The following is a 25,182-nucleotide window of genomic DNA, read 5'->3' as shown; positions in this document are numbered from 1 at the left end:
GTTTTCTTTTTTTCACGCTGCGGCCGAGACACTCCCCCAACCCAACTGTTTTTCGCAGTAGCCAGGGCAACTACACCGGAATGTCAGGTTTTGGCAGGAGTTTTTCCCAAATATCGGTGTCACGCCAATGTCCCTTCAATTCCCCATAGGGCATTTTCGCCATGTGGGTGAGGGTGCCGGCTTTTTCAAACCCGCGCGACTGGTGAAGTTTCTTCGATCCTTCGTTTTCGGGGAAGATCCACGAGTGGATTGCCCATTTTTCCAGTTCGATACAGACTTCGATGAGCTTGTCGAGGAGCGCACCGGCAACGCCGCGGCCGCGGGCATCCGGATGAATATAGATCGAATCCTCCACGACGCCGTGAAACACTGCCCGCTGCGAGACCGGGGCTGCTGTCACCCAGCCAAGCACCGTGGTGTTGTCGCTGGCTTCGACCGCCACAAATGCGGTTTCCATGATTTTCACCGAGGAGAATTTTTGCCAGGTGGGCGCATGCCGCTCATAGGTGGCATGACCGGTGTCGAGGCCATGTTCATAGATCTCAACGACTTGCGGATAATCAGCTTTAGTTAACGGGCGAATAAGGAAGTTCGGGCTCGTCATGTGTTCTCACCTTAAAGGGCAACCGCGGCCTTGGCAACAGCAACGCCAGGTAGCCGCCGGCATCGGTTGGTGTAACGGTATTCTCAGTATGAAAAAACTCACCACCGCGCGGCGATGAGTATTGATTGAGGTAATCAGTACTCCCGTGCGGTGGTGAGTTGTGGTGTCACAGGGGGGCTGCCGGGCAGTGTTGCAAGGGTATGCTCCTGCCAGCAGGGCGTCTTTTCGCCGCTGTGATGTGGTGGTTTACTTCGGGTCGAAGCCGGCGTCGCCGTTTTCCTTTGCCCAGATCACACCGTTGGTGAAGTTCTGGGTCCAGCCGCCGTTGACACGATCTGGCTGCTCGTCGTTGAGCGGCAGACCTGCTTCATGCTCAAGGGCGCCGTTTTCGAACCAGAACTTGCCGATCAGGCCCTTCACAACATAGGCACCGGTGTCCTTGGAGTAGGCGATGTGCCAGCCGTCAGCGTAGGAAGCAACCCAAGCGTCACCCTTGTGGGTTACATTGACCAGCTTGCCAGCCGGGCCGGAGATGCCACCCATCTCCTGGTATGCGTTTTCGATAGCTGCAGGGATGGCAACTTCGTCACCAGCAGCATTTGGAACCTTCACCATGTCGTCGTCGAGGGCGACAGATGCATCAGCAGCGGCATCCTTGGCAGCAGCTTCAGCCTTGTCAGCTGCATCCTTGGCAGCGTCCTTGGCGTCTTCCGCAGCAGCTTCAGCCTTGTCGGCTGCGTCCTTTGCAGCATCCTTGGCGTCAGTTGCAGCCTCAGAGGCGGCGGAGCTAGCCGACGAAGCAGCCTCCGAAACGCCCTTCGAGACGGTTGCGCCAGCGTCCTTCACATCGTTTTCGGTGTTAGCGCAAGCAACAGCGCCGGTGGCGACGAGGCCAAGTGCACAAGCAGCAGCGACCAGACGGGCACGAGTGTTTGCAATCATCAAGGTATTAACTATCCAAATCTGTATCGAATGGTATTTCCCACATCGATTAGTGCGATAGCTGCACACTGCAGCAGAACTCCACAATCGATATGGCGGGCATCTCAGCGGTTCACGGATAAACAGTGATCTCCCGGGAACGGCCGCCACCAACAATGGTATGACGAACGTGTCCTTCACCCATTATGCATACCCTGCCGCCGTAAACAACCTCAAGGTGGGGTCTGCAACCTGATTGTGTCCATACAGTTATCATCCAAGTCATATAGTTCCCAGCAGACCTATCAATGTGACCTATAAGACAACGGTAACGCTATCCTAACAACACACGGTCTACTCCCCTTGCCTGCCAGCTGTGCTCTAGGGTTTTCGCTACGCTGGGCACCAGTGGCTCTGCCCACCATGCCCACTGAGGGCGCTGGGGCACCAATACCCTCACCCACGGTTGTCTCGACGAGCCGCCGCGCAGCGTTGACCGGACGAACGTGTACACACAGCACAACACAGTAAAGAAGGTGACCGACTATGACTGCACAACCAGTCGAATTGTCCTATGAAATCATTGCCGGACCTAGTCCTGCTACACATCAATTCCCGGTGATTTTCATCGGCGCGCTCGGATCCAATAAGTCAATGTGGCTTGCCCAACACGAAGCAATCAGCGCCGAATTCACCGCCTGCTACTGCGATAAGCGCGGCCACGGCGCCTCCCCTGTTCCCGCCGGCCCCTACAGTGTGGCGGCAATGGCCGCTGATATTACCGCGGTCATGGATGCAAACAACTGGGCAAAAGCCCATATTGTGGGGTTGTCGCTCGGCGGGGCTGTCGCACAAATGGTTGCTATCACCGCCCCGGAGCGGGTGGTGAGTTTGACACTTGTATCGACTGCCACCAAATTCGGTGACCGACCAACCTGGTTGGAAAAAGCAGCCAAGGTTCGCGCCGAATCCACCGCCGCGATCGCCATGGATTCAGCGACCCGCTGGTTTACCCCCGACTATGGAATTTCCTCCGGCAAACGGGATGAGTTCTATGCCATGGTGTCCGCCTGCCCGGATGAAGGCTATGCCGGCTCATGCGAAGCGCTTGCCGAATTTGATTCCGCCGCAGATTTGGCGCAAGTCACCGCTCCCACATTGGTTATCAGCGGTGCCCAAGATCCCGGCACCACCCCAGCAGTGGTTCGGCAGGTTCACGCAGCTATTGCGGGATCAACCTTTGCCTCCCTGGAACCGGCAGCACATTTGTGCAATATTGAGCAAGCTGAACAGTTCAATCATCTTGTGCTGACCCATCTCCACGCCGCCGACCAGGCAGCCGCCGAACAGCAGTAATCACCGTACCCACTGCCCCCAGCTGGCACGGCAAGTGCTGCGCACGCTACGCACTCAACCTGGGGTGTAGCTGGTTTTCTCAGGTGCGCGCTTCCCCGCGGGATAGTCGAGCCGCAGCACCGATCCTGCAGAGCAGCCCTACTATCATCCACCCCCAACAGCGCGCGCGGGGTGGGTGGTTTGGTGCAAGCGATACACCACGCACACCTAAGGATCAACGCCACCTCAACACCAATGCCCCTGCTCCCATTCCGGAAGCAGGGGCACCCAAGCGTCGTCGGGGGTGTGCAGGGAAAAAGGAAGCCTTTTAGACCATCTTCCAATCTTCCAAGCCGTCATAGAGCGGATACTGCCCAGCCAGCTTCGATACTCGCTGCCGCAGCGCATCAACATCAGCGTTGGATCCAGCGGCCAAAGCGGTAGCAATAATATCGGCAACTTCACTAAACGCGGTGGAATCAAAACCACGGGTAGCCAATGCCGGAGTGCCGATCCGCAGCCCAGAGGTCACCATTGGAGGACGTGGATCAAAAGGCACCGCATTTCGGTTGACGGTAATCCCAACCTCGTGAAGCAGATCTTCCGCCTGCTGGCCGTTGAGATCAGAGTTTCGCAGATCCACCAACACCAGGTGCACATCGGTACCACCGGTGAGCACCGACACACCAGCATCGACACAGTCCGCAGCGGTGAGCCGTTCAGCCAAAATAGCGGCCCCATCCAAGGTACGCTGCTGCCGATCGACAAATTCGTCAGTCATAGCCATCTTCATGGCGACAGCCTTCGCCGCCACCGCATGCATCAACGGGCCACCCTGCTGACCGGGGAACACGGCCGAGTTGATCGCCTTGGCATATTCCTGCCGACCTAAAATCATGCCGGAACGAGGACCGCCCAAGGTTTTATGCACAGTCGTGGAAACAATATCGGCATGCGGCACCGGGGAAGGATGCAACCCTGCAGCCACCAGACCCGCAAAGTGTGCCATATCCACCCATAATTTTGCGCCGATCTCATCGGCGATCGACCGGAACGCTGCGAAATCCTGATGCCGCGGATACGCCGACCAGCCAGCAATCAGCACCTGCGGGCGTTCGGCCAACGCCTGCTCACGGATCTTATCCATATCCAAGCGGAAGGTATCCGGATCAACCTCGTAGGCAACCACGTCGTAAAGCTTCCCAGAGAAGTTCAGCTTCATCCCGTGGGTTAAATGTCCACCGTGGGCAAGCGACAACCCCATGATTTTATCGCCCGGGTTAGCCAATGCCATCAGCACCGCAGCATTCGCTTGTGCACCGGCATGCGGTTGCACATTGGCGAAATCAGCACCGAATACTTGACATGCACGATCACGTGCAAGATCTTCAACAATGTCTACATGTTCGCAGCCGCCATAGTAGCGACGCCCCGGATAGCCTTCCGCATATTTATTCGTCAGCACCGAACCTTGCGCTTGCAGCACTGCGCGAGGCACAAAGTTTTCACTCGCGATCATCTCCAGGGTGTCCCGTTGACGGGAAAGTTCGCCGGCAATTGCGGCGGCAACTTCTGGATCAAACTCGTGCAATGGCTGGGTTGCTACCGATCGGGAAGACTCGATACTCATAGATGTCATGCTCCTGGCTAAGGGAAGAAAAACAACGACAATGAACAGCACATGATGATTGTTCGCTAGTAACAGTACCTTCCAGTGACACCAGTCGCCCCCAAAACTACCCCTGAACGCCGTCACACAGCTGGCGTTCCCGCGCCCCGCAGCAGGCAATGAGGATCCCACGCAACCACGCCAGCTATCCTGCCCGCACTTCTTGCCCGCATCGTTGCGCATTTACTGACACAGCCACGCTGCAGCGCCAACCGGTGGTTCATTCTTCGCCGCCAGGTCACCGGAAACTAGCACCGGTGTGCAGCGACGAAAGGGTGCTGCCCACCGACTGTGGGAGGGAAGTCGACCCCGCTGCAAGCCAAGCAAACCACACGGGCGACAATAGAAGTATGCATCCGATCCCCGCTGCCGGATCGTCCCGGAGAAAACCCTCGTCATATTTCACGTTCGACCGCACAACGTGGCGTGGCTTGCGCAACAACATGCCGCAGGTGCTCACCCGTCAAGAAGTGTTAGCGCTGCGTGCCATCGGCGATGAGATCGACATAGACGAAGTCGACGATATTTATCTGCCACTGTCCCGGTTGCTGCATCTGCGGATTGAAGCACATCAAGCCCTCGAGCAGGCCACCAGCACCTTCCTGGGAACAGCATTGCCACACACCCCATTCGTCATCGGCATTGCCGGCTCTGTTGCTGTTGGAAAATCCACCACTGCCCGCCTGTTGCAACAGCTACTGTCGCGGTGGGAAAGCCATCCCAAAGTGGATCTCATCACCACCGACGGGTTTCTCTACCCCACAGCAGAACTCCAAGCCCGGGGTATTTTGCAGCGTAAAGGATTCCCCGAATCCTATGATCGCAAAGCGCTACTGCGATTCCTCTCCGGGGTGAAAGCCGGCGTTGCCCCAATTCACGCCCCGGTCTATTCACACCTCATCTACGACCGGGTGCCAGATGAGTTTGTCACCGTCAACAATCCAGACATCGTCATTGTTGAAGGGTTAAATGTGTTGCAAACCGGTTCCACGCTGATGGTCAGCGACCTGTTTGACTTCTCTATCTATGTCGACGCTGACGTGGCCGATATTGAAGGCTGGTTTTTAACCCGGATGCGGAAACTGCGAGCTACCGCATTTAAAAATCCCAACTCCCACTTTGCAGCTTATGCGGATCTCACCGATAGTGAATTGGAAGCGGAGGGCCGTCGTATCTGGCAGGAGGTCAACCTTCCCAATTTGGTCGACAATATTTTGCCGACCCGGCCGCGGGCGTCGTTGATTCTGCAAAAAGGCAAAAACCATGCTGTATCCCGGGTGTTACTGCGCAAAATGTAAGCGGCTTTTCGCCGCTGTTTCGCCCCGCTGGTTCCGCGGTCAACAAAGCCGTATGCAGACAGACAAGCAACGAGCATCCATTGCCCGAAGGGGAAAACCCCTGCTTGTCGTTGCGATTTTTTCAGGTTTTCGTTTTTCGCTGGATGCGTTGCAACGATTGCGTTGCAAGCAACAGTTGCAGCAAAGTAGCAAGCCGCTACAGCTGATGACAACTGCTGGTGCACTGTGTACTGTTCCGCGTCACCAGTACTTGCGCGGCAACGAGGCATCTGCGAGGAAAACACTGCTGGCAGGTGCAAATAACAGTCCCCACCGTGGTGACTCGCAGCGCTTCCCCGAAAAAAAACTGAGGTTACAGCAGACAGGATCCGCCAGCAGCAGCTGGTGCAACAGGTGCACTTGGTGTCGTTTTCCCTGTTACCTGCGATGTGGCAAGAAACGCGATTATTAGCGATCAGCTTTAGTGACCTAGCGCGACTGGGTGGTTACCCAATCAAGCACCGCCTCCAACTCGGCGAAGTCCACCGCGTCACTATCATGACCGACCGAGTCAATAATGTGCTGTTCGGCATCACTCCGGCCGGGTTTGGCCTTCAGCATGGTCGACAGCGTCGTCAACGCCCCACGGTGCAACAAGGACAGTTTCGACCAGGCAAGCGCCCCCGGCAGATAAAACCGGTGCACCTGATCGGCAACCGCTCCGAGCGCTTTCCGCGCCGGATCATGGGCGGCTGCTTCCGCAGGTTTGCTCATCCCCACCACACACAACGCCCGCGGCACTGCCAGGTCAGCATGGCGCTGCAACCACTGCGCACCAGCGATTTGCCCAGCATAGTTCGGGGAGACAACCACAATCGGTTCACCAGTCGCAGCAACAGCTGCAGCGTCAACATCGGCGAGACGCTGGGCGGTGGTGTGCAGCATTTGCGCCAACTGCTGCGCATAGCGTTGCGATGAACCATAGTTGCTGTCATACAGCACCGTAACTGCCATGAGGAATACGACCTATCTGTGTGTGATGAACAGGTAACCGGCAGCAGATGATCAACTATGGACAATCCTCGTTTGTGAACAATCCACCCGAAAACTGTGCGTGACCATCGCAAGTGTGGCGGCACACCAGATGCCACCCCCGAATGGTGTGACCTGAGATCCCGCTGCGAAGACCATGCTTCCATCGCCCCAGGCAACTTTCCAAACCTGCAGGTGAAAAGTCTGTGTTTCGTGATAATGCTGCACTTATCACCCCGTCGATTTCACCTTCAGGTCACCAACGGCACCATCCTGCGCACCAGCAGCTGCGAGGTCTTCCAATCGCATCAATGTGACAGCTATAGCAACAGCCGGCGAGCAACCCCGGCGGACTCTGTGTGGAAACCCCCGGCAGACCCCGCTTGGAGCCCCATCCCCTGGCGCATCCGGGGAGTTGAGGGGTTGCAGCCGGCTATTTCCCGAAGCGGCGACTCCGCGACGCATAGGATCGCAGCGCACGCAAAAAATCAATCCGCCGAAACGCCGGCCAGTAGGTGTCGGTAAACCAAATCTCCGAATAGGCTGCCTGCCACAGCAGAAATCCTGACAGCCGCTGTTCTCCGGAGGTGCGAATCACCAAATCGGGATCAGGCTGCCCAGAGGTGTAGAGATGACTGGCGATCGCCTCAACAGTAATCGCATCAACCAACGCCTCACCGGAAGTTCCGGCTGCAATCTCCGCGGCAACAAGATCTTTCACCGCGTCGACAATTTCCTGGCGACCCCCATAGCCGACAGCCACATTCACCACGAGCCCAGCATGGTTTTCAGTCGATGCGGCAGCATCCGCCAGGCGGCGAGCAATACCCGGCGGCAACAAATCAAGATGGCCGACAAGTCGCACCGTGCACTGCAGTTCACCGTCAGCTAACTCATCAACCACATCACAGATAATGTCGAGCAAAAGCTGCAGTTCATGTTCGCTGCGCTGCAGATTCTCAGTCGACAACAAATACACGGTGACAAGTTCGACACCGGCTTCTTCACACCAGCCAACCATCTCGGCGATTTTCTTCGCCCCCACCCGATGCCCATGGCTGGTGTCAGTAAACCCTGCCTCTTTTGCCCAGCGCCGATTACCGTCACACATCACCGCGACATGCTTCGGGATCTTTCGCCCCCGCAACTGGCGGCGAAGGGCGTTCTCATAGGCCGGATAGGCGAGTTTAGGCAACAAGTCCACGGGTAAAAAGTGTAGCTAACTTCCGCCCGGTCTGACAGGCTTGGAAAGAAATCATCGTCCCTAGCTGGCAGCGGCCACGCAAGGAAACCGGCCAGTAACGCTGAAAACGGTCAAATCACGAACCGCTGAGGGAAGATTACAGCCACCGTTTCTTGTCGACGTCGGCTAATCCTGCCTCCCGCATTGCTTGGTCGAGTGCCTGCTCATCAAACACATCCAGCCCGTTTGCCTCAGCAAATGCGCGGCGACGATTCATTCGCCGCATCCGCCGGGTCAGTGCAAACGCGAGATATCCAACCGCGACAATCAGCACAACCAGCACAAACAGCCCTACCGGGGAGGCTTTACCGAACTCGGAACCCGATGGCACACCCGGATCGCCTTGGGCTAGCACCATAAATACAAGATCATTGACCACAACAGATCACCCTAACCGTTTTTCCCACTCGGAGACGAGTGGTGTTCTTCCCAATCACTGTACTGCCGCTGGTTCACCGCAGGTGCGACACCGCTGGGACTCGCCACATTCCTGCTGCTCGCAGCACGCTGCCGCAGCCCCACACATCCACCGTCTCACACACCCCACGCACCTGTAACGTGCCGCAACAGGTGCAAATGAGGCTGCAACTGCAAGCAGCTGTGTGCGGCTTCAGGAAGCAAGATATCTCCTCGTCAGCTGCAGCGTCACAGTAGCGACAGCTACTTAGCCTCCGGCAGGCCGGCATACAGTTCATCCTCCGGCAGCGGAAACTCTCGGCCACGCCACCGGGCAAGTTCGAACTCTTCGGTATCCCACAGCTGTTGCTGCACCAACAAAGGCACTGCGAAAAAGAATCCATGCGGATCAATCTGGGTGGCGTGTGCCCGCAGCGCATCGTCACGCTGCGGGAAATAGGCGCCACAGCGAACCTTGGTCGTCACCCGGGCACCTACATCCTCCCGCTGATTGTCAGCAAATCGCTGTAACCAGGCAGCAAATGGGGATTCCAACCCTGCCTCAAGCAGTCCTTCATGGAAGGCTTTGAGCCGCTCCGGGACGAACCCATGGGTGTAATACATTTTCGAAACCTCCCAAGGCGCACCAATATCTGCCCCGGCAGGATCGTGATAGTCCGGATCGGCGGCAGCATCAAAGGCAAACATGCTCACCTTGTGGGTTTGGATATGATCCGGGTGCGGATATCCACCATGCTCGTCATAGGTGATGATGATGTGTGGACGGAATTCCCGCACCAGCGCCACCAATGGGGCTGCTGCTTCCGCAACCGGCAACGTGGCAAACGTGCCCTCCGCAAGCTCTGGGAGCGGGTCACCTTCCGGCAAACCAGAGTCGATAAATCCCATCCACCGATGCTCGATGCCCAACGCTTTGGCCGCATTCGCCATTTCTTCCCGGCGAATAGCTGTAATGTTTTCCAACACGCCAGGTCGATCCATCGCCGGGTTGAGGATCGAACCTGCCTCCCCACCGGTCATGGTGGCAACCATCACTCGATGGCCTTCCGCAACATAGCGAGCCATGGTGGCTGCGCCCTTCGATGATTCATCATCGGGGTGGGCATGCACAGCTAAGATTCGGTATCCGGCCATGAACGATTCCTTCACTCTCCATCGGGGGATGCGACCACACAGCAGTGATCCTGGCAGGGTGTACCAGCAGCAACACTGTTGCAACGATGTCGCAATACTGCTGTCCCCGCCTCTGCACTACCAGGTGCTGATATCTGCCCAAGTGTAAGTTATGCCACCATCCTGCTCCCAATCATCATGTGAGCAACAACCAGACCAGCATGCAAGCACCGGCAAGACGTGTACCAGCGCACCCGCAGCATACTGTCTCTGGACGCATCAGCCTTGCTAAGGTTGGCTCACACGGCACCTGCTGCACAGATCCTTTGCCAGTTGTGTGCTTTTGTTCTCGGAGCAGTTTTGCCACAATGAGAACAATTCCTTGAGTTGCAACACCACCTTCGATTGAAAGAGCCCCAAGCGTGATGAGCGAACAACCAACACGGCGCGCCCGCTACTCCTCGAAATCCAGCAGTGCCCGACGGGTGGGGGTGCCAGAAGGTGGCAACTGGGGCAGCAAAATGGTGGCGATCGGCGCGGTGGTTATTGCCATCGTCGCAGTGGTAGTTATCGGCCGATATTTTTATCAATCCTCCCAAATCAATGTCACCCCGACATTGGCCGAATTTGAGCGGGTAGCCGATGATGAGATGCGAGTCGCCGTTGACGTGTCTCGGAAAGATCCGTCACTGCCGGCCTATTGCATTGTTACCGCCTTGTCCTATGACAAGGATGAGGTCGGCCGACGGGAGTTTCTCATTGGGGCATCTGACGCGTCCCTCGAACGTTTTGAGATTATTATTCCGACCAGAAAGCCTGCGGTTGCCGCAAAAATGTATGGCTGTTCGTCGACTATTCCCAGCTATCTCACCGAACCTACCAACGGTGTCGCCCACCAATAGCAACCACCGGCGCAAGTTCCCGACCTTTATGCATCGTTGCTCCCGCCGGCTACCAAGCGGTGGCTGGCGACAGGCTGAGGCGTAGGACACGGTGCTGCTTGACCGGGTTATGCTACTATTCCACCATTATTGTGCCAGGTGTCGTGCGTGCTCACTGCGGTGATCTGTTCGCCGCAGATCCGTGTCCTGTACCGCCAGAAGAATTCCCTTCCAGGTGGGTTGGACTTGCGGACATCCAGGAGATTGCTAACACACACGATCACTTGTCGGCACCGGTTGCATCATGGATGCTGCCGCCCGTCACCCCTGTGTCGGGGGTGTGGACGCCACAGATCATGGTCGATAACTTCCATCAGGCGCCACTACCGTGTCACATTCGCGAAAACAACACATATCGAATAAGGACGAAACCCTTTCATCATGACTGAGCCGCAGAAGCAGTACATCACCCCGGAAACCAAGCGCAAGCTGGAAGAAGAGCTGAATGCGCTGATCGCGCACCGGCCAGTGGTGGCAGCCGAAATTAACGAACGCCGCGAAGAAGGCGACCTGAAAGAAAACGCCGGCTACGATGCAGCCCGCGAAATGCAGGTGGAAGAGGAAGCTCGGATCGCTCAGATCACGAAGATCCTCACCAACTCCACCACTGAACGTGCCGCCGCCGAAGAGGGCGTAGCCCACGTCGGTTCAGTCGTCCACGTCTACTACAACAACGACGAATCCAATAAGGAAACCTTCCTCATCGGTACCCGTGCCGCGGCTAGCGACAACAAGGATCTGGAAACCTATTCGGAACAGTCCCCGCTTGGTGCAGCGGTGCTCGGCGCCCGGGAGGGCGACACCTGCGAATACACCGCACCAAATGGCAACGTTATTACCGTCACAATTGTTTCTGCTGAACCGTATGATTCGCAGAAGTATGCTACAATGCGGGCACAGCAGAGTTAATACTCCGCCTGCCGAACGCATGCATCGTTGCTCACTGCAACAGCCCACTACGTTGTGTTGGTTGTGCTTCCGTTCGCGACGATTTGTTGTATCCCTTTGTTACCCCCTTTCAAGGAACGCACTCTGATGAAAAAGATCGTCTCGTTCACCGCTGCTGCTGCGATTGCTGCGGCCGCGCTGACTGCTTGCTCACCACCCCATGAGAATGATGCACCGGCCGCTGAGCGGGTCAAGACCGCCACCTTGGTGGATGCCCCAACGGCTACCGCAACCACCACAACCACAGCAACTGCGGTTGAGGCGGACTCCACCTCGCTGGGAACCCCGAAGTACATCGACTGTGTTGGCAAGCCCACCGATCCGCCGACCTCACTGTCGCTGGCTTGTGCTGACAATAACGATCGCCTGGAGAACATCACCTGGACGAGCCTTGATCAGCTCAATGCGCGCGGCACCGGCACCCGGGTGACGAACACCTGTGAACCAGACTGCGCCTCTGGTGAAATTGTTCGCACTGAAAATGTCGCTGTTGTGTTGGCTCAGCCTGATGTGGATCCACAGTCCAGCCAGCTGCTGTTCCAGACCGTGATGGTTGACGGTCAGGTCGTGCAGCCTTAAAACACCCCTGGTAGTTCAACCACCGGTGGAATACGACATTTTTTCGGTGCCGCAACCCAGCAGGTTGGCCGCGGACAGGATGTAGTAAACCATTCTGGTCGTGTTCGCTCCACAGCCGTGCCGCCAGCGCCACCAGAATCCGTGAGCCCGGAGGGCAGGAAAACAGATGTTTTCTTACCCGCCGGGCTCACAGCTATTTCACCACCGCATCGGCTACTGCGCATCGCTGATTTTTTCTGCCTGTCGCTGTTTGTTCCCCAGGCTAGTCTTCTCTTCGCACGCCTGGCTGCAAACCAGATAAAGCAGGCCGCTGTCCATACAGCAGCGTGCTGACTTGGATGGTGCTCCCCTGCTGCTGTTGCCGGCTGTAAATGCACCACAATTCCGTAATCGTGCAATCTTCCCGTTGCCGCTAGCTAATAAACTCCCCCGCTGCAACGCATCTTGGCCCTGCAACTCCAAGCGCGAAACGCCTGGCCTGCGATGTATCGATCTTTTTTAGCCCCTCAGCCGCCCCCGGACAGGGCGCACAGAGCCCTCCCCTACTGACAGGTGCCCGGCGGTTGTTGCATATGAGATGTTGAGCGCCAACAACACTTTCGCCCCATAACAAACACCACCGTCGGTTGTTGCCGCACAGCAGTGCAAAAATCAACCAACGGTGGTGTTGAACAATATATGCAGTTGTGTATGCCTCTTTATGCCAAGGTTCCCCTTGACGGTTGGGGTGAACCTTCATGCCTTCTAGGGCAGGGTTCACGCGGCCAACAACGGCGGTTAGTTGCGCAGATAGCTGAGCAGACGCAGAATCTCGGTGTAGAGCCACACCAGGGTGACTGCCAAACCTAATGCCACGCCCCAAGCGTATTGGGCGGGGGCACCGGCGCGAACCAGCCGATCAGCGGTATCAAAGTCGGTGAGGAAGCTCAGCGAAGCCAAACCGATGCACACCAGCGAGAACACGATGGCCAGCGGACCGCCGTTGGTCAGCGGATTAAATCCGATGAGCAGCGAGCTCAACAGGTTGCCGATAGCCAGCACCAGCACACCGATCAGAGCACCAGTGATAAACCGGCGCATCTTATTGGTGACCTTGATGGCACCTGACTTGTAGGCGTATAGCATGCCGGCGAACACGCCGAGGGTTCCCAGCACAGCCTGGAAGATGATGGAGAATCCGTTCGAACCGGAAACCTCAATGTTGGCGAACATGAAGGAGATACCGCCAACAAACAAGCCTTCAAAGAGCGCATAGATCAACGTAACGGCGGCGGAACCGTATTTCTTGCCGAACGCCGACACCATCACGGTAATCAAACCGCCGATGGCACCAACCCCGGTGAGGATCATCCCGAGCCCAGCAGAAACAAACAAGGTGATACCGAAGTTCACCACAGCCATGGCCACAATCACTGCAAGGGTGATACCGGTTTTGGTAATAATATCGTCGACCGTGATGGGTCGGCTGGCCTGCTCGGCGGGTGACACCATCGGCTGCTGTGGTGGCATCTGCTGCCCCCAGTTGGCTGCCTGTCCGGCAGCAACAGCCTGCGCCCCGGACTGCCAAGTCGTGGCACTCGGGGTGGTGTTCACTGGCCATGCGGCAGTGCCGTGCTGACGAGCGTCAGTGGTCAAAGAACTAAAAACTGGGTTACTACTACGCACAGGTAGTCGCGATCCTTTCATCATTACTGCGCAAGAATGGTTCTCTTACGCAAGAAACCGTCGCGATTATGCTGCCCGATGCGAGCAACCTCGTCTGCAACACGACATGTGCGTCTGTTGCTGTCGGGGACACTTAATGCGCGACCTCATGGAGTATAACGACCAGGCTAGACAAATTGTTCCGCAAACCACCGCCCCTGCTGCAGATCTTGAAGAGTGGGGCACCAATCTGCACCGACGGGCACACTCTTCGGCAGCAAAGTCAACGGTGTACGGCACCGAAGACGCACCACGAATGTTGGTGGCAGGAGGCCGACTGGCCACCGGAAGCGGTGTTCTGCAGCGCGTTTTCACCGGAGCTGCCGGATTGGCGCTGTAACGGGACAATCTATCCTGCTGCTACTGACTGGCTGGTCGCCGCAACGAACTGATGGTGCTGCTGATAGCCGCGTGGGGTGGTTCCGTGTACCAGTCGAAATGCCCGGGCAAAGGCGTGCACCGAAGGAAAATCGAGTGCTTGGCCAACCTGTGCGGGGGCTTGCCCGGCGCGCAGCATCTGCCGGGCAGAGTTCAACCGTTGCGCGATTGATAGCACACTGCCACCGGTTGCTCCTTGGAGGGCTGCTACCGCCAGCGCCGGGGTGAACCTGGCCACTACCGCTGCTAAATCAGGTGTTTCGTCAACAGCTGCGACCCCACCTAGCGGCAGGGCAATGGAACCTGCCGCTACTTCAAGGTGGGCATCACTTTCCGCCGGTAGCGTGACGAGATCGCCTCGGGTGAGGAAACGGCAATAGTCTCCACTGGTTAAGGTTGCCGATCCGCGATAGATCCACCAGGTTTCATCCATTTTCGCCTGCTGGGCGCACACGGCCGTCGCCGGAATCTGCGGAATGTGCTCAAAGGTGACACTACTGCCGGCACAATACAGTGAAGGGGCGCAACCGGTCTGCCGGTGGAAAGCCCGGGTGAGTGAAGAGGTAGCTTGGAAGCCAACCATATCGGCTGTAACCGCCACTGAAAATCCGTGGCTGAGTAATGCTGCCGCGCTTGCCACTCGGGCAGCGGTGCGCCATTGACTAAAGGAAAGGTTTGTGGACTGGAGAAATTGGCGCTGTAGCGTTCGTGGGGAAAGTCCGTGCTGATCAGCGAAATCTGACAGACTCAACTGGCAGGCAGGATTATCTAGAAGCTGCGCGGCCACTGATTGGGCAGCAGCAGCTGTCGGCATTGGTGGTGCAACCGCCGGATCAACGAGAAGCCGTTCAATAGGTGCCGATAAACTGGCAGCGCCGATTGGTGCCTGCAAACTGGCAGCAAATTCGGCAACCATCACATATCGCCAAGCGGCCGGCAGTGTCATCACTCGAGTCGTAGGGATTTCCGGAAGTGTGTCATACCAGATTGGAAGAATTAGCCCATCCCCGGTTTGCACCGCAGGCCCGCTGGTGACGCAAAGTTGCCCGCTGGAGAGCTGATAGCGTTGATCGCCAACAGTGACACAGGCCTGGCCGGCAAAGCAGTACAACAGTAATGACCGTTGATATTCCACCACAACAACTCCACATCATGAGGGCACACTAACTTTAGTAATGATAGCCTAAGCGAAACGTGTCGGTGGTGCCACCCCTGATATAAACCACAAACCCTCCCCGGGATAGGTAGTGGATGCCGCTACAGCACCAAACCTGCCCCAGGGAGGGTTGATCTTCATGGAATTGTGGTGCCCCCAGTCAGACTCGAACTGACACTTGGCAGATTTTAAGTCTGCTGCCTCTGCCAATTGGGCTATAGGGGCGCGAAAGGTCATTCTACGCGGTGCGTCGATGATGGAGCAAACTTCAAGGAAAATCCCCCTTGGTTTTACCGCCCCAGACCCAACAATCCGGTACAGCCCTGCCCACCGCGCTGATCCCAACGTTCAACCAGCATAATCCACTAGGCGCACCTCAGCACCCGAAAAGATCACCGCGATATAGTCCTAACCCATCGACAGGTGACAACCGCTAGCAAACAGACCATACCGCCTAGATATGACTCCTGGCAGTCACAGCAGCGTGTGTGACTTACTCAGCAGAAGTCGCCTCACGATCTTGCAAGGAGGCGACAAGCTCGAGGATCAGCCCATCCAAAATGTCCTTTTCGCTGACAATAATCTCCTGCACCCCAGTTAAGGCCTCGATGCGGTGCAAAATCTCTTGCACCACCACCGAGCCGCCACCCAGCACATCAGCCCGACCGGGATGCACCACTGGATTCGTAGCCCGCTTTTCGCTGGTTTCTTCAATCACTCGCTGAGCCAACACATCTAAAGCCGGGAAGCGAAGCACGGATCCATGAATTGCCGCAGTCTCATAGCTTTCCAACCCTTGGGCAATCGCCGACAACGTGGTGAACGTGCCGGCACACCCAACAAAGGTTTTCGCCTTGGCAATATCAACTTTCGCCTCAACCTCGTCCAAACAGGACTGCACATAGCGCCGGGCGGCATCCTGCTGCTGTTTGGTTGGCGGATTATCGCGCAGGATACGTTCAGTTAGCCGCACACAACCCATGTTGGCGGAATAGGCACCAAGGATCTGGCCAGTTGCTTCCCCGACGACGAACTCCGTCGATCCTCCCCCCAGATCAATCACACAATACGGCGCCTGTGCCTGCTGCAAATCAGCGACCGCGCCGGCAAACGACAGCGCTGCTTCGCGTTCCCCGGTGATGACCTCTGCCTGGGCACCCGGTTGGATCTGACCAAGGAGTTCACTGGTCATTGCAAAAAACTCGGCACGGTTTTGCGCATCACGCGTTGCCGAAGTGGCCACCATCACCACATGCTCAACCCGTTCGATACGCATAATTTCGACATATCGTTCCAGCGCCTGCCGGGTGCGAGCAATCGCCTCTGGTGTGAAACGGCCGGTTGCATCAACCCCTTCCCCCAGCCGCACGATAGACAGTGCACGGTGAATATCGCGTACTTTGCCACCGGAGTATTCACTCACTAACAGTCGAATCGCGTTGGTGCCGCAATCGACAGCCGCCAACCGGGTCATCGCGCACCACCTTCAGCATGGGTGAAGTCGAATTGCGCTAGATCAATTCCCAAATCGTCGATGGTTGGCCAGTCATTAGGCACTGCAGTCCCCCGTAGCCCGCCGTGGTCTGCAGCCAACGCCACCGCTTCATCGCCGAGTCGGAAATGCCCAGCGCCTTCAGCTAACGCGTAGGCGATTAATACGTGCAGGCATTTCACCCGATCAGGCATACCGCCGCCAGAAAACGTGGTTCCCAAATCGTGCACACTATTGCGCGCGGCAAGGAAATATTCGTGTGCTTTTTGATAGTCGGCGGCAAGCTCAAGGTCATCTGCCAGCCGGGCAGTCATCACCTTCATCACACCAGCGACTTCCAGCCGGCTTGCTTCTGCTGTCAGCCGCGGGTCGGTGAGATAGTACAGCGTCGGAAACGGGGTGCCATCGGCAAGTTTCGGGGCGGTAGTCACTACCGCAGGTACCCCGTCGGGTGTGCGATAGGCGATGCCGATTACACCACGGGGTTCACGGCCGAGCTGATCGGCAACGAGAGCTAGATCTTCCGGGCTGGCGGGCTGACTTTTTGGGCGGGGCTGTGGTTGAGTCACCGAAGTTTCCTATTTCCTTTGAAGTGGGTACGGCACACCTATTCACCGTGTGTCTTGGCTTCTCATGGTAGCGTGCTGTACTCGCCGAGCGTCGGCCGCCTGCTACCGGAGTGCAACCTCTACTGGGATACACATATCCGTCAACTGCGTGACGCGATACAGCCAAACCAGGTGAACACAGTGTTATCCTTCCGCCGCCGGGGACTGATCATCACCGGCGGGCAGTGGTTCCGGTGGCAGCGGTTCATCGATGCTTTGTTCTGCAGGATCTGGGATGGTCACTGCTGGCAAGCCGTCTTGCAGATCTTCTACCGGGGGTTGATCTGCGGGAACTCCTGCTTGCTCGCCAGGCTGCTTACCAGTAGTTTCCGAGTCTGGGGCAGTATCTGCTTGTTCTTGTGGCAGTACTGGTGCACTTTCCGGATCGGCGATCGAATCCCACATCACCTGCCACCATGGGCCAAGCTCATCAGTTGGTGTGCCATTGGGGGTGACCGGCCCGGCTGGTGGTGCTGCCACAGGTGGTGCAATGATGCGATACGCCCGCTCGCCGGGGGCAATGACCCCTAGCCGCAGCCGCGCCTGCTCCTGCACATAGTGCTCGTCCTTGTAGCGTTCAATATCGGCGAGCCATTGTTCTTTCTGCTCGATTTTCCGCACTTTTTCCGCGGTCAACCGTTGGATTTCGGCGCGTTGCTCGAAATAATTTTGCAACGGATTATTCAGCATCAGGACGATCACCAATAGGCAGACCATCAGCACGGCGATGTGCAGCCCGTTGAATCCTTGCCGTTGCGCAGTTTTCCCATTTTTCGGTCGTTGCGGCGCTGCTTCCACTCGCCTGTGCGCCACGGGTACTTGACGTCGTGGACGGGATCCGGGAAGTGCTGCCATGGTAGACAGATTCTACTGCAAACACCCCATCTGCCACAGTAGTGACACCCTGCCACATCGTTACACCTGCTCATCGCGCAGCTCACTATTGCAGTTTCACCACCTTCACTCCACCGTGAAAGCCAGGTAAACGGCTACTACTTGAAGTGGCCAACTCACCTGGCAGCAGCAGCGTTATGCCAAAGCCAGGCACCGGAGAAGATTCGTGCGGGAGACGGTTCTGCCCCCGGTGTTGGGTCGACATGCCCTGTGTAAGCCCCGGGTCTCGTAGGGGACCATTAAATTTCCCCAGTTAGCGCAAGGCGTGCAGCTTTTTTCAGGATTGATACCGTGAAGAGACGTGCAGTTCAACGTCTGTCCCCATAGGCATTGAAGCCAGCGGCCACCGGAGGTACCGACGCAAAACACCCCACCGGAATGGGAAGCTACTCCATACCGTGGGGTACGTACTTTCGGCGGCATCATGCAGGTCGCATCACTACTGCGCCAGTGGATACCGCAGAGACAACAACAGTTTCGCCGCCATTCCAAGCGAATGGCGGCGAAACTTATGGTTACATCCAAAAGGCTAACAACTGTCTGTCACACCAGGCGATGGACAGAGCCGATGCTAGCTGCAGTGCAAACTAGCCCTGGAAACGTGGGAATGCGTCACGGCCAGCGTAGACAGCAGCATCGCCAAGGATCTGCTCAATGCGCAGCAGCTGGTTGTACTTGGCAACACGCTCGGAGCGGGCAGGAGCACCGGTCTTGATCTGACCACAAGACAGTGCCACAGCCAGATCAGCAATGGTGGTGTCTTCGGTTTCGCCGGAACGGTGGCTCATCATGCAGCGGTAGCCGTTGCGGTGAGCAAGTTCGACAGCATCGAAGGTCTCGGTCAGGGTACCGATCTGGTTGACCTTCACCAGCAGAGCGTTGGCAACGCCTTCCTTGATACCGCGGGCGAGACGCTCTGGGTTGGTCACAAACAGGTCATCGCCGACGAGCTGTACCTTGTCACCGATCATTTCGGTGAGCTTTGCCCAGCCTTCCCAGTCATCCTCATCCAGTGGATCCTCGATGGAGACGATCGGATACTTAGCAACGAGTTCTTCGTAAACCTTGGCCATCTCTTCGCTGGACAGTTCCTTGCCCTCGAAGCGGTACACACCATCTTCGTGGAACTCAGAAGAAGCAACGTCGAGCGCGATCGCAACATCTTCACCCGGCTTGAAGCCAGCCTTTTCGATGGCTTCGATGATGAGATCGATCGCAGCTGCCGTGGAGTCAACCGAAGGAGCGAAGCCACCTTCGTCACCGAGACCGGTGGACAGACCCTGCGCCTTGATCACAGACTTCAGGGAGTGGTAGACCTCTGCACCCATGCGCAGTGCTTCTGCGAAGCTTGGAGCACCGATGGGGGCGATCATGAATTCCTGGCAGTCAACACCAGAATCGGCGTGTGCACCACCGTTGACGATGTTCATCATCGGAACTGGCAGGACGTGCGCATTTGGGCCACCAATGTAGCGGAACAGTGGCAGGTTTGCGGATTCAGCAGCTGCGCGAGCAACTGCCATGGAAACACCGAGGATGGCGTTCGCACCCAGCTTGGACTTGTTCGGGGTACCGTCAAGTTCAATCATGGCCAGGTCGATTGCACGCTGGTCGTCAGCTTCCATTCCGACAATGGCGTCGCAAATGGTTTCGTTGACATTTTCCACAGCCTTGAGCACGCCCTTGCCGAGGTAGCGGTCGCCACCGTCGCGCAGCTCGTGTGCTTCGTGAACACCAGTCGATGCGCCCGAAGGAACACCAGCGCGGCCGTCACATCCATCGTCGAGGTAAACACCACATTCCACAGTGGGGTTACCGCGGGAGTCGAGGATTTCACGAGCGAAAACGGCATTGATATCTGCCACAGGAGTCTCCTTATAACGTCAAGACGTTTATGGTGTTGCGGCGTGATAACTGCCATCACGTCACAACGGGGGTTGTATGCGCCACACTAACCACCGGCGGCGGTCGCGCAGCACATCGTTAGGCACCATTGTTCCACGTTTCGGCCCGCTATGGCAGGGGCTAGCGGTGACAGATTTCCGATCGGACGATGCAAAGAAATGACCATCCCGAGAAGTTCCCAGCAAAATGCCTGCTCAAGGAGTATTTCTTGGATCATCTACAGCCACCCTGGCCGCGTCGCAAACAAAAAAGTGTAAACAATCCCACATTTCCGAACGGAAAAAATCCGGCCTCCAATGCCCGATTGGGCACAAAATCGGACATATCCGGGCGTGGCTTGACTCCACGTGGCGAGACACACTCCGGCCAGCATCACCGCGTTCTACGAAAAAGAATGACCGCTTGACATTCCGCACCAACTATCATCGGTTCATATCCCCGGCTCGCCTGCCACTATGACAAGTCCGACCGGAAAGCCCCAACCTTCCCCACCACCTCACCCGAACATTCCCACCACCTCAGAGGAACGTCGCGTACCGGGCGTTTGCGTTTCCTTAAGCTCGCTGACCGATGGCGTAGTTCGCGGCAGCATTGCGCACGTCGATGAGATACTCCACGGAATTGTTGTAGGAGCGAATCGCGGCTGACCATCCTTCCGGGGTGGCCAAATCATGCCCTTTGGCGCAGAGCAGATTCGCCGCACTCAGGGCAGCGTCATCGATATTGTTGGGATCGGCAACAAAATCCCCGTTCGCGTCACGACCATAGAGTCGCCACGAACTAGGAATAAATTGCATCGGCCCTACCGCCCGGTCGAACTCGACATCGCCGTCATATTCCCCACCGTCGGTGTCTTCAATGCGGGCAAATCCTGGTGATCCATCGAGAGGCACCCCGATGATCGGCGGGGTGACTTGCCCAAACTCGTCAATATGGGCAGGTTTCAACAAGTTGCCGGTGTAACTGCCGTGTCGGGTTTCCACGTAGCCAAGGCCGGCAAGTGTTGTCCAATTGAGATGACAGGCTGGCCACGCTGCAGCAGCAATCGTGGTCGCATTGGCATAGGCATTTAGCGCCGGAACCGGAATATGGGTTGCCGCGGCTATCGGCTCACTCCAAAACGTGAACTGGTCAGCGGTTCGACCAGGCGCTTCCACATTAACAGGCGGTAATGGGGCGCCGGCTGCTGGTGGCACATCTGCAGGAATAGGTTTGCGACTTACCACCGGCGCCTCAACATAGTTCGCGGTGACCATCCAGCCGACGAGCGCCACTACGCAGACGATTGCCGCAACTGATATCACTGCACAACCGCCCAAGGTTTTCGTTATCCTGCCCGCCATGGACGTCCATGTTACAGACTTAGCTGCGGCAGGAAAGTTTCCGTGCAAATGCGTCCTGGCAAGCCCCACTCGGGTCGTTCCAAAACCGATGTCGGGGAGTTCAGCAGTGCTCCATCTTTCCCCCGAAAGCGCTGCGCCACAGCCGAGCGCTGAACCTGCGAACCCTTCTTCGACTGCCTAGCCCCGGTAGCACTGTTGAACCGTCCACCACCGGCCTTTCCCCCGGTCTCCTTCCTGTTGTGGCGCCGCCGCGCGCTCTGCTGACAAGGTAGCCGCGAACCACCCGGCGCGACCTGCTGTATCAGTAGTAGTTTTCGAGTGTTGCGGCAGCAATGGCGAGGCAGCAGGGTTGCCCCCATGGGTTGCTTCTCTTGGATTCCGGGGCGATGAAGGGCGAACACTACTTGCCCCTCTTGCCACATTCTTCACTCCTGTCCCAATAGTTTCGGTTTTTCGCTACACTATAACGTTTATGGGCGGGAGTATGACCCGTTCCCGACCCCCGCATATTGTTCTCCAGAAAGTTGATCATCTCCCATGAAGCATCTTGCCTCCCTTGGGCTTGCCGCCACGCTCGCTTTCACGCTTGCTGCACCGGCGCAGGCTGCCGAAACTCCAACCGCACCGTCGCCGGAACGCTGCCAAGCAATTGAGGTTGTTACCCAAGCGGCCTACGGTAGCCCGCTCCGCGATAACACAGGTGCACCGCTGGTCACCGAATCAGCATTCCGGAAGATGATCGCGAATTCTGCACTGAACTCAGTACAGTCCTTACTCGGTGACAAGTTCACCGGGGCTGTCCTCACCGACCGGCTCAGCAATGAAGCAATTGACGAACTGAAAGCTTGTGGTCTCGTGAAGAAAGAACCTGCCCCACTGTTTGGTTCATCGGGATTAGAGGAATACATCCGCCCACTGCAGCTGGCGTTCTCATCCTAGTAGGCGCTTCTGCTTTGATACCTGTGAGCACAGGTTGCTCACCCCACCCGTTACTGAAGCGCCCCAGGGCTATTACTTTCCTAAGCCGCGCTATCTTTCGACGCGGTGGGGTGTTGTGTTCATCGCCCCGGCTAGCATCGGCAACGTTTCACCGCCGGGGCTCCTGCACCGCCTCGTAAATTAGAGCCACTTGCGGATACAGATCTCCTTCCTGGCACACCGCTTGCTCCAGCAGTATATGAAGGTGTTTCAAATCGCATTGTCCAGCTTTTCTGTTGCCCAGTTGTAGCGGGTGCACAATGTCAGCGGCGCTGCTTCGCCTCCTGCCAGATTGCGTCCTGAATGTCCGGATCAACACGGTGGCTGGTGCCATCAAATAGATACGGCGCCCGTGTGCGGAGTTTTTCAATAAAGAGTTCGCACAGCGTGAAGAAGTTTGCCTCACCGCGTCGCCGCGTGATTTCGGCGTGAAACAGCACCTGCAGGAGCAGATCTGCGAGTTCCCCGGCGAGGTCTTGTTCCGTTGCTGGATCCTGTTCGACAAGTTGCGTGATGGCGGCGATCAGCTCACCGGTTTCTTCCTGCAGATAAGGGATGAGACTGCGGTGGGTTTGTTGTTGTTCCCAGCCGCCGATGGTGTGGGCACGAGCCATGACGGCGACTGCTTGCGCTGCTGGACAACACCAATGCTGTGGATCTCCCACCTCACAGCTGGGATCTTCCCCCGCAGTGGCGGCGTCCCGATAATCACAAACCATATGGTGGCTTACTTGTTGCTGAAATGTGGATCCCCTGCTGCTGGAGGGGCTCGCGGCTACCGCCTGCTGAGGGGTGTTGTTAGCAGTAGAAGCACGGGTCCCGGTTGACTCTCCACAAATGATGACCGTGTCTGCTGCGACTGCAGATTCGGTGGCTGGGGCAGCCGCTAGTGGGGTGAGTGCTGCTGAGGGGCTGATTACCAGGTTGTCAGCCAACGGGGTAACAAGCGGCGCTAGCCGACTGAGCCGCTGGTCAAGGATCACCGAACGCCCCAGGCAGGCTTCCAGGCATGCGATAGGCAGGGTGGTTTCATCTTCGGCAATGGTAAACAACATCGGCATAATATTGTGTGAGTGTATCGCAAGGATGCGGGCAAACCAGGTGAGTTGTACACCAGTCGCCGCTGATGGTCGCAAGGTTGCGGGTGCGCATGCTGGTGCCTCCTGCGCTAGGACTATATGAGGTCAGCCTGCAACCGATGCATGGAATATTGAGCAGTTAGCGCCGCGACCCCAGGTAGATCACGCCTCGTCAGGCAGCCCTGTGCTGATCACCACACGCCAGACATGCCGCGCGGGTGCATGCTTCCAGTCACATGCCGGGGGTATCAGGGCGTTGGGCAAGTACAATGCTGGATGAATACGGACTGCACCGTTGTCGAATCTGTGGGCGTTGTTCTGTCTGCTCACCGGTGACGGTGTCACAGGCAATGCTGCTGGTAGTGGCGGCCTGTCACCGGTAGTGTGGTTCGCCCTTCTCCCCGATCGGAGCATCATGGTTTCCTATCTGCAACGTATCCGTCAGCAGCGACGGGCGGTCATGGCCGCTGTGTGCACCGCCACACTGCTCACCACCGCCGCCGCCCCCACTGCCGGGGCAGGGATTTTTGACAGTTTTTCCGCTGGATCGTCACAAAGTGGCACCTATGCCCCATCGACCCCATCGGATGCAGGCGCCAGTATTCCGGTACGGATCCCCACCTATGATCAGCCGCTCGGTGCTGCACCGGAGTTTCTCGCGGAACGCGACAAGCTTGGCCACTATGAAAATTTCACCGACTGGCGATGGTTGCAGTCCGCACCCCAGCTAGGGCCAGGTGTCGGCATTATCAACACCTCCACGGAAACTCGTGCCTGTTCCGCGGGTTGGCTGCTGCACGCCACCGGCAGCACCGGGCAAGAATTGCTGTATGCATTAACTGCCGGTCACTGCGGACTAGGGCCGGCCGGCAACAACGATCACCCCACCACCCCCAATATTTATGCACTGGAACGTGGTGCCGGGGTGCTCACCCGCCGCATCGGGGTGCAGGAAACACAGCGCTACACCAATAGTGTGGTCGACTATGCCCTGATCCAATTAAGTGACGATTTTTTGTCGGCCACCAATCAAGAAGGCCAACCGGTCGATAATGTGCTGCCAACTGTTCCCACCCGCGGCCCGGTTCTGCACGGCCTCACCCAAATTGATCGTCCACTCAACCCGGATATGCTCGTAGCCGGGGAAACCTGGTTGTGTCACCTTGGTCGTGCCAGCGGGCTGGCCTGTGGGAAGTTTGTGGGATTCAATCGTGCCGGCATGGTGCTGTTTAACGCTGATGCTGCCCCCGGCGACTCGGGCGGACCGGTATTTGCGGTAGATAACAACCATATTTATCCAGTGGGCATTTTATCGACTGGGCAAAGAGATGCGACTGGTGTGCGGCAGCTGCAGGTGCAAACCCTCACCGGGGTGTTGAAAGACTGGAAGAATCTGCGGTTTAGCCAATAGCCTGCCGATCCCGCTCGGCAATATCGCCGACGCCGGATCGACGTACATTCCTCATGCATAGGCCCCGCTGCCACAACGGTATTGTGGCAGCGGGGTCTTTTCTTTGGGGTGTTAACAAACTGGTTTGTGCTAATTGTGGTTATTGGGGGCGTTGC

Annotated in this window: 23 protein-coding genes and 1 tRNA gene; 8 read left to right on the top strand and 16 right to left on the bottom strand. The window is 57.1% G+C overall.

Features of this window, described 5'->3' with window-relative positions; translation table 11 throughout:
• Positions 1-70 precede the first annotated feature (70 nt).
• Together CCHOA_RS03490 and CCHOA_RS03485 are read right to left on the bottom strand one after the other, a co-directional pair.
• The gene (locus tag CCHOA_RS03490) at positions 71-604 is read right to left on the bottom strand and encodes a GNAT family N-acetyltransferase (RefSeq protein WP_123926926.1); all 534 of its coding nucleotides are present in this window, start codon (positions 602-604) and stop codon (positions 71-73) included.
• 246 nt (positions 605-850) lie between these two features.
• Complete coding sequence (locus tag CCHOA_RS03485) at positions 851-1,546, bottom strand: LGFP repeat-containing protein (RefSeq protein WP_123926923.1); 696 nt, start codon at positions 1,544-1,546, stop codon at positions 851-853.
• A 525-nt stretch (positions 1,547-2,071) separates the two neighbouring features.
• Here CCHOA_RS03485 and CCHOA_RS03480 point away from each other — a divergent pair.
• Positions 2,072-2,881, top strand: a complete 810-nt coding sequence (locus CCHOA_RS03480) for an alpha/beta fold hydrolase (RefSeq protein ID WP_123926920.1) — start codon at positions 2,072-2,074, stop codon at positions 2,879-2,881.
• A 307-nt stretch (positions 2,882-3,188) separates the two neighbouring features.
• On the opposite strand, the gene glyA is transcribed toward CCHOA_RS03480, so the two are convergent.
• Positions 3,189-4,490: a serine hydroxymethyltransferase gene (gene glyA / locus CCHOA_RS03475; protein ID WP_123926917.1), complete on the bottom strand. Its 1,302-nt coding sequence runs from the start codon at positions 4,488-4,490 to the stop codon at positions 3,189-3,191.
• Positions 4,491-4,879: 389 nt separating this feature from the next.
• On the opposite strand from glyA, the gene coaA reads away from it, so the two are divergent.
• A complete protein-coding gene (gene coaA / locus CCHOA_RS03470; protein ID WP_123926914.1) occupies positions 4,880-5,827 on the top strand; it encodes a type I pantothenate kinase in 948 nt (315 codons plus the stop codon).
• Positions 5,828-6,295: 468 nt separating this feature from the next.
• Here the strand turns inward: coaA and CCHOA_RS03465 are convergent, their stop codons facing one another.
• The 4 genes from CCHOA_RS03465 to mca form a co-directional block, all read right to left on the bottom strand.
• A complete protein-coding gene (locus tag CCHOA_RS03465; protein WP_123926911.1) occupies positions 6,296-6,820 on the bottom strand; it encodes a flavodoxin domain-containing protein in 525 nt (174 codons plus the stop codon).
• Between the two features lie 451 nt (positions 6,821-7,271).
• The gene (locus CCHOA_RS03460) at positions 7,272-8,042 is read right to left on the bottom strand and encodes an isoprenyl transferase (protein WP_123926908.1); all 771 of its coding nucleotides are present in this window, start codon (positions 8,040-8,042) and stop codon (positions 7,272-7,274) included.
• Positions 8,043-8,178: 136 nt separating this feature from the next.
• A complete protein-coding gene (locus tag CCHOA_RS03455) occupies positions 8,179-8,439 on the bottom strand; it encodes a hypothetical protein (protein WP_123930745.1) in 261 nt (86 codons plus the stop codon).
• A gap of 302 nt (positions 8,440-8,741) precedes the next feature.
• The gene (mca, locus tag CCHOA_RS03450) at positions 8,742-9,632 is read right to left on the bottom strand and encodes a mycothiol conjugate amidase Mca (protein WP_123926905.1); all 891 of its coding nucleotides are present in this window, start codon (positions 9,630-9,632) and stop codon (positions 8,742-8,744) included.
• Between the two features lie 404 nt (positions 9,633-10,036).
• Between mca and CCHOA_RS03445 the strand changes: the two genes are divergently transcribed.
• The 3 genes from CCHOA_RS03445 (at position 10,037) to CCHOA_RS03435 (ending at position 12,079) form a co-directional block, all read left to right on the top strand.
• Positions 10,037-10,513, top strand: a complete 477-nt coding sequence (locus tag CCHOA_RS03445; RefSeq protein WP_123926902.1) for a DUF4307 domain-containing protein — start codon at positions 10,037-10,039, stop codon at positions 10,511-10,513.
• A gap of 420 nt (positions 10,514-10,933) precedes the next feature.
• Positions 10,934-11,461, top strand: a complete 528-nt coding sequence (gene greA / locus CCHOA_RS03440) for a transcription elongation factor GreA (protein ID WP_123926898.1) — start codon at positions 10,934-10,936, stop codon at positions 11,459-11,461.
• Positions 11,462-11,587: 126 nt separating this feature from the next.
• The gene (locus CCHOA_RS03435) at positions 11,588-12,079 is read left to right on the top strand and encodes a hypothetical protein (RefSeq protein ID WP_123926894.1); all 492 of its coding nucleotides are present in this window, start codon (positions 11,588-11,590) and stop codon (positions 12,077-12,079) included.
• 777 nt (positions 12,080-12,856) lie between these two features.
• On the opposite strand, the gene CCHOA_RS03430 is transcribed toward CCHOA_RS03435, so the two are convergent.
• Complete coding sequence (locus CCHOA_RS03430; protein WP_377739184.1) at positions 12,857-13,744, bottom strand: Bax inhibitor-1/YccA family protein; 888 nt, start codon at positions 13,742-13,744, stop codon at positions 12,857-12,859.
• A 148-nt stretch (positions 13,745-13,892) separates the two neighbouring features.
• Here CCHOA_RS03430 and CCHOA_RS03425 point away from each other — a divergent pair, with 148 nt between their 5' ends.
• The gene (locus CCHOA_RS03425; RefSeq protein ID WP_123926891.1) at positions 13,893-14,123 is read left to right on the top strand and encodes a hypothetical protein; all 231 of its coding nucleotides are present in this window, start codon (positions 13,893-13,895) and stop codon (positions 14,121-14,123) included.
• Between the two features lie 9 nt (positions 14,124-14,132).
• Here CCHOA_RS03425 and CCHOA_RS03420 read toward each other — a convergent pair whose 3' ends face one another.
• From CCHOA_RS03420 to CCHOA_RS03390, 7 genes are all read right to left on the bottom strand, one after another.
• Positions 14,133-15,299, bottom strand: coding sequence for a helix-turn-helix domain-containing protein (locus tag CCHOA_RS03420; protein WP_123926888.1), 1,167 nt, complete (start codon positions 15,297-15,299; stop codon positions 14,133-14,135).
• A 166-nt stretch (positions 15,300-15,465) separates the two neighbouring features.
• Positions 15,466-15,542, bottom strand: a tRNA-Leu gene (locus tag CCHOA_RS03415).
• Between the two features lie 268 nt (positions 15,543-15,810).
• A complete protein-coding gene (locus CCHOA_RS03410) occupies positions 15,811-16,791 on the bottom strand; it encodes a Ppx/GppA phosphatase family protein (RefSeq protein WP_123926885.1) in 981 nt (326 codons plus the stop codon).
• Entirely contained in the window at positions 16,788-17,378 is a 591-nt protein-coding gene (locus tag CCHOA_RS03405) for a DUF501 domain-containing protein (protein WP_123926882.1), read from the bottom strand. Before CCHOA_RS03405 ends, CCHOA_RS03410 begins: the two co-directional genes overlap by 4 nt.
• A 183-nt stretch (positions 17,379-17,561) precedes the next feature.
• Entirely contained in the window at positions 17,562-18,272 is a 711-nt protein-coding gene (locus CCHOA_RS03400) for an FtsB family cell division protein (RefSeq protein WP_123926879.1), read from the bottom strand.
• Positions 18,273-18,898: 626 nt separating this feature from the next.
• Positions 18,899-20,176: a phosphopyruvate hydratase gene (eno, locus tag CCHOA_RS03395; protein WP_123926876.1), complete on the bottom strand. Its 1,278-nt coding sequence runs from the start codon at positions 20,174-20,176 to the stop codon at positions 18,899-18,901.
• 594 nt (positions 20,177-20,770) lie between these two features.
• Positions 20,771-21,559, bottom strand: a complete 789-nt coding sequence (locus CCHOA_RS03390) for a lytic transglycosylase domain-containing protein (RefSeq protein WP_123926873.1) — start codon at positions 21,557-21,559, stop codon at positions 20,771-20,773.
• A gap of 537 nt (positions 21,560-22,096) precedes the next feature.
• Between CCHOA_RS03390 and CCHOA_RS03385 the strand changes: the two genes are divergently transcribed.
• A complete protein-coding gene (locus tag CCHOA_RS03385; RefSeq protein ID WP_123926870.1) occupies positions 22,097-22,498 on the top strand; it encodes a hypothetical protein in 402 nt (133 codons plus the stop codon).
• Positions 22,499-22,800: 302 nt separating this feature from the next.
• Here CCHOA_RS03385 and CCHOA_RS03380 read toward each other — a convergent pair whose 3' ends face one another.
• Positions 22,801-23,598, bottom strand: a complete 798-nt coding sequence (locus tag CCHOA_RS03380) for a MazG nucleotide pyrophosphohydrolase domain-containing protein (protein ID WP_123926867.1) — start codon at positions 23,596-23,598, stop codon at positions 22,801-22,803.
• A gap of 313 nt (positions 23,599-23,911) precedes the next feature.
• Here CCHOA_RS03380 and CCHOA_RS03375 point away from each other — a divergent pair, with 313 nt between their 5' ends.
• A complete protein-coding gene (locus CCHOA_RS03375; RefSeq protein ID WP_123926864.1) occupies positions 23,912-25,027 on the top strand; it encodes a trypsin-like serine protease in 1,116 nt (371 codons plus the stop codon).
• Positions 25,028-25,182: the final 155 nt, after the last annotated feature.

It is taken from the genome of Corynebacterium choanae, from assembly GCF_003813965.1.
Lineage (GTDB): Bacteria > Actinomycetota > Actinomycetes > Mycobacteriales > Mycobacteriaceae > Corynebacterium > Corynebacterium choanae.
The sequence above is the reverse complement of the archived record's forward strand: the minus strand, read 5'-3'. Positions and strand labels throughout refer to the sequence as shown.

What these genes read in the sequence shown, in the direction of transcription:
- CCHOA_RS03490 (WP_123926926.1), bottom strand. Translation starts at nt 604, where the DNA reads ATGACGAGCCCGAACTTCCTTATTCGCCCGTTAACTAAAGCTGATTAT.
- CCHOA_RS03485 (WP_123926923.1), bottom strand. Translation starts at nt 1,546, where the DNA reads ATGATTGCAAACACTCGTGCCCGTCTGGTCGCTGCTGCTTGTGCACTT.
- CCHOA_RS03480 (WP_123926920.1), top strand. Translation starts at nt 2,072, where the DNA reads ATGACTGCACAACCAGTCGAATTGTCCTATGAAATCATTGCCGGACCT.
- glyA (WP_123926917.1), bottom strand. Translation starts at nt 4,490, where the DNA reads ATGAGTATCGAGTCTTCCCGATCGGTAGCAACCCAGCCATTGCACGAG.
- coaA (WP_123926914.1), top strand. Translation starts at nt 4,880, where the DNA reads ATGCATCCGATCCCCGCTGCCGGATCGTCCCGGAGAAAACCCTCGTCA.
- CCHOA_RS03465 (WP_123926911.1), bottom strand. Translation starts at nt 6,820, where the DNA reads ATGGCAGTTACGGTGCTGTATGACAGCAACTATGGTTCATCGCAACGC.
- CCHOA_RS03455 (WP_123930745.1), bottom strand. Translation starts at nt 8,439, where the DNA reads ATGGTGCTAGCCCAAGGCGATCCGGGTGTGCCATCGGGTTCCGAGTTC.
- mca (WP_123926905.1), bottom strand. Translation starts at nt 9,632, where the DNA reads ATGGCCGGATACCGAATCTTAGCTGTGCATGCCCACCCCGATGATGAA.
- CCHOA_RS03445 (WP_123926902.1), top strand. Translation starts at nt 10,037, where the DNA reads ATGAGCGAACAACCAACACGGCGCGCCCGCTACTCCTCGAAATCCAGC.
- greA (WP_123926898.1), top strand. Translation starts at nt 10,934, where the DNA reads ATGACTGAGCCGCAGAAGCAGTACATCACCCCGGAAACCAAGCGCAAG.
- CCHOA_RS03435 (WP_123926894.1), top strand. Translation starts at nt 11,588, where the DNA reads ATGAAAAAGATCGTCTCGTTCACCGCTGCTGCTGCGATTGCTGCGGCC.
- CCHOA_RS03425 (WP_123926891.1), top strand. Translation starts at nt 13,893, where the DNA reads ATGGAGTATAACGACCAGGCTAGACAAATTGTTCCGCAAACCACCGCC.
- CCHOA_RS03410 (WP_123926885.1), bottom strand. Translation starts at nt 16,791, where the DNA reads ATGACCCGGTTGGCGGCTGTCGATTGCGGCACCAACGCGATTCGACTG.
- CCHOA_RS03400 (WP_123926879.1), bottom strand. Translation starts at nt 18,272, where the DNA reads ATGGCAGCACTTCCCGGATCCCGTCCACGACGTCAAGTACCCGTGGCG.
- CCHOA_RS03390 (WP_123926873.1), bottom strand. Translation starts at nt 21,559, where the DNA reads ATGGCGGGCAGGATAACGAAAACCTTGGGCGGTTGTGCAGTGATATCA.
- CCHOA_RS03385 (WP_123926870.1), top strand. Translation starts at nt 22,097, where the DNA reads ATGAAGCATCTTGCCTCCCTTGGGCTTGCCGCCACGCTCGCTTTCACG.
- CCHOA_RS03380 (WP_123926867.1), bottom strand. Translation starts at nt 23,598, where the DNA reads ATGCCGATGTTGTTTACCATTGCCGAAGATGAAACCACCCTGCCTATC.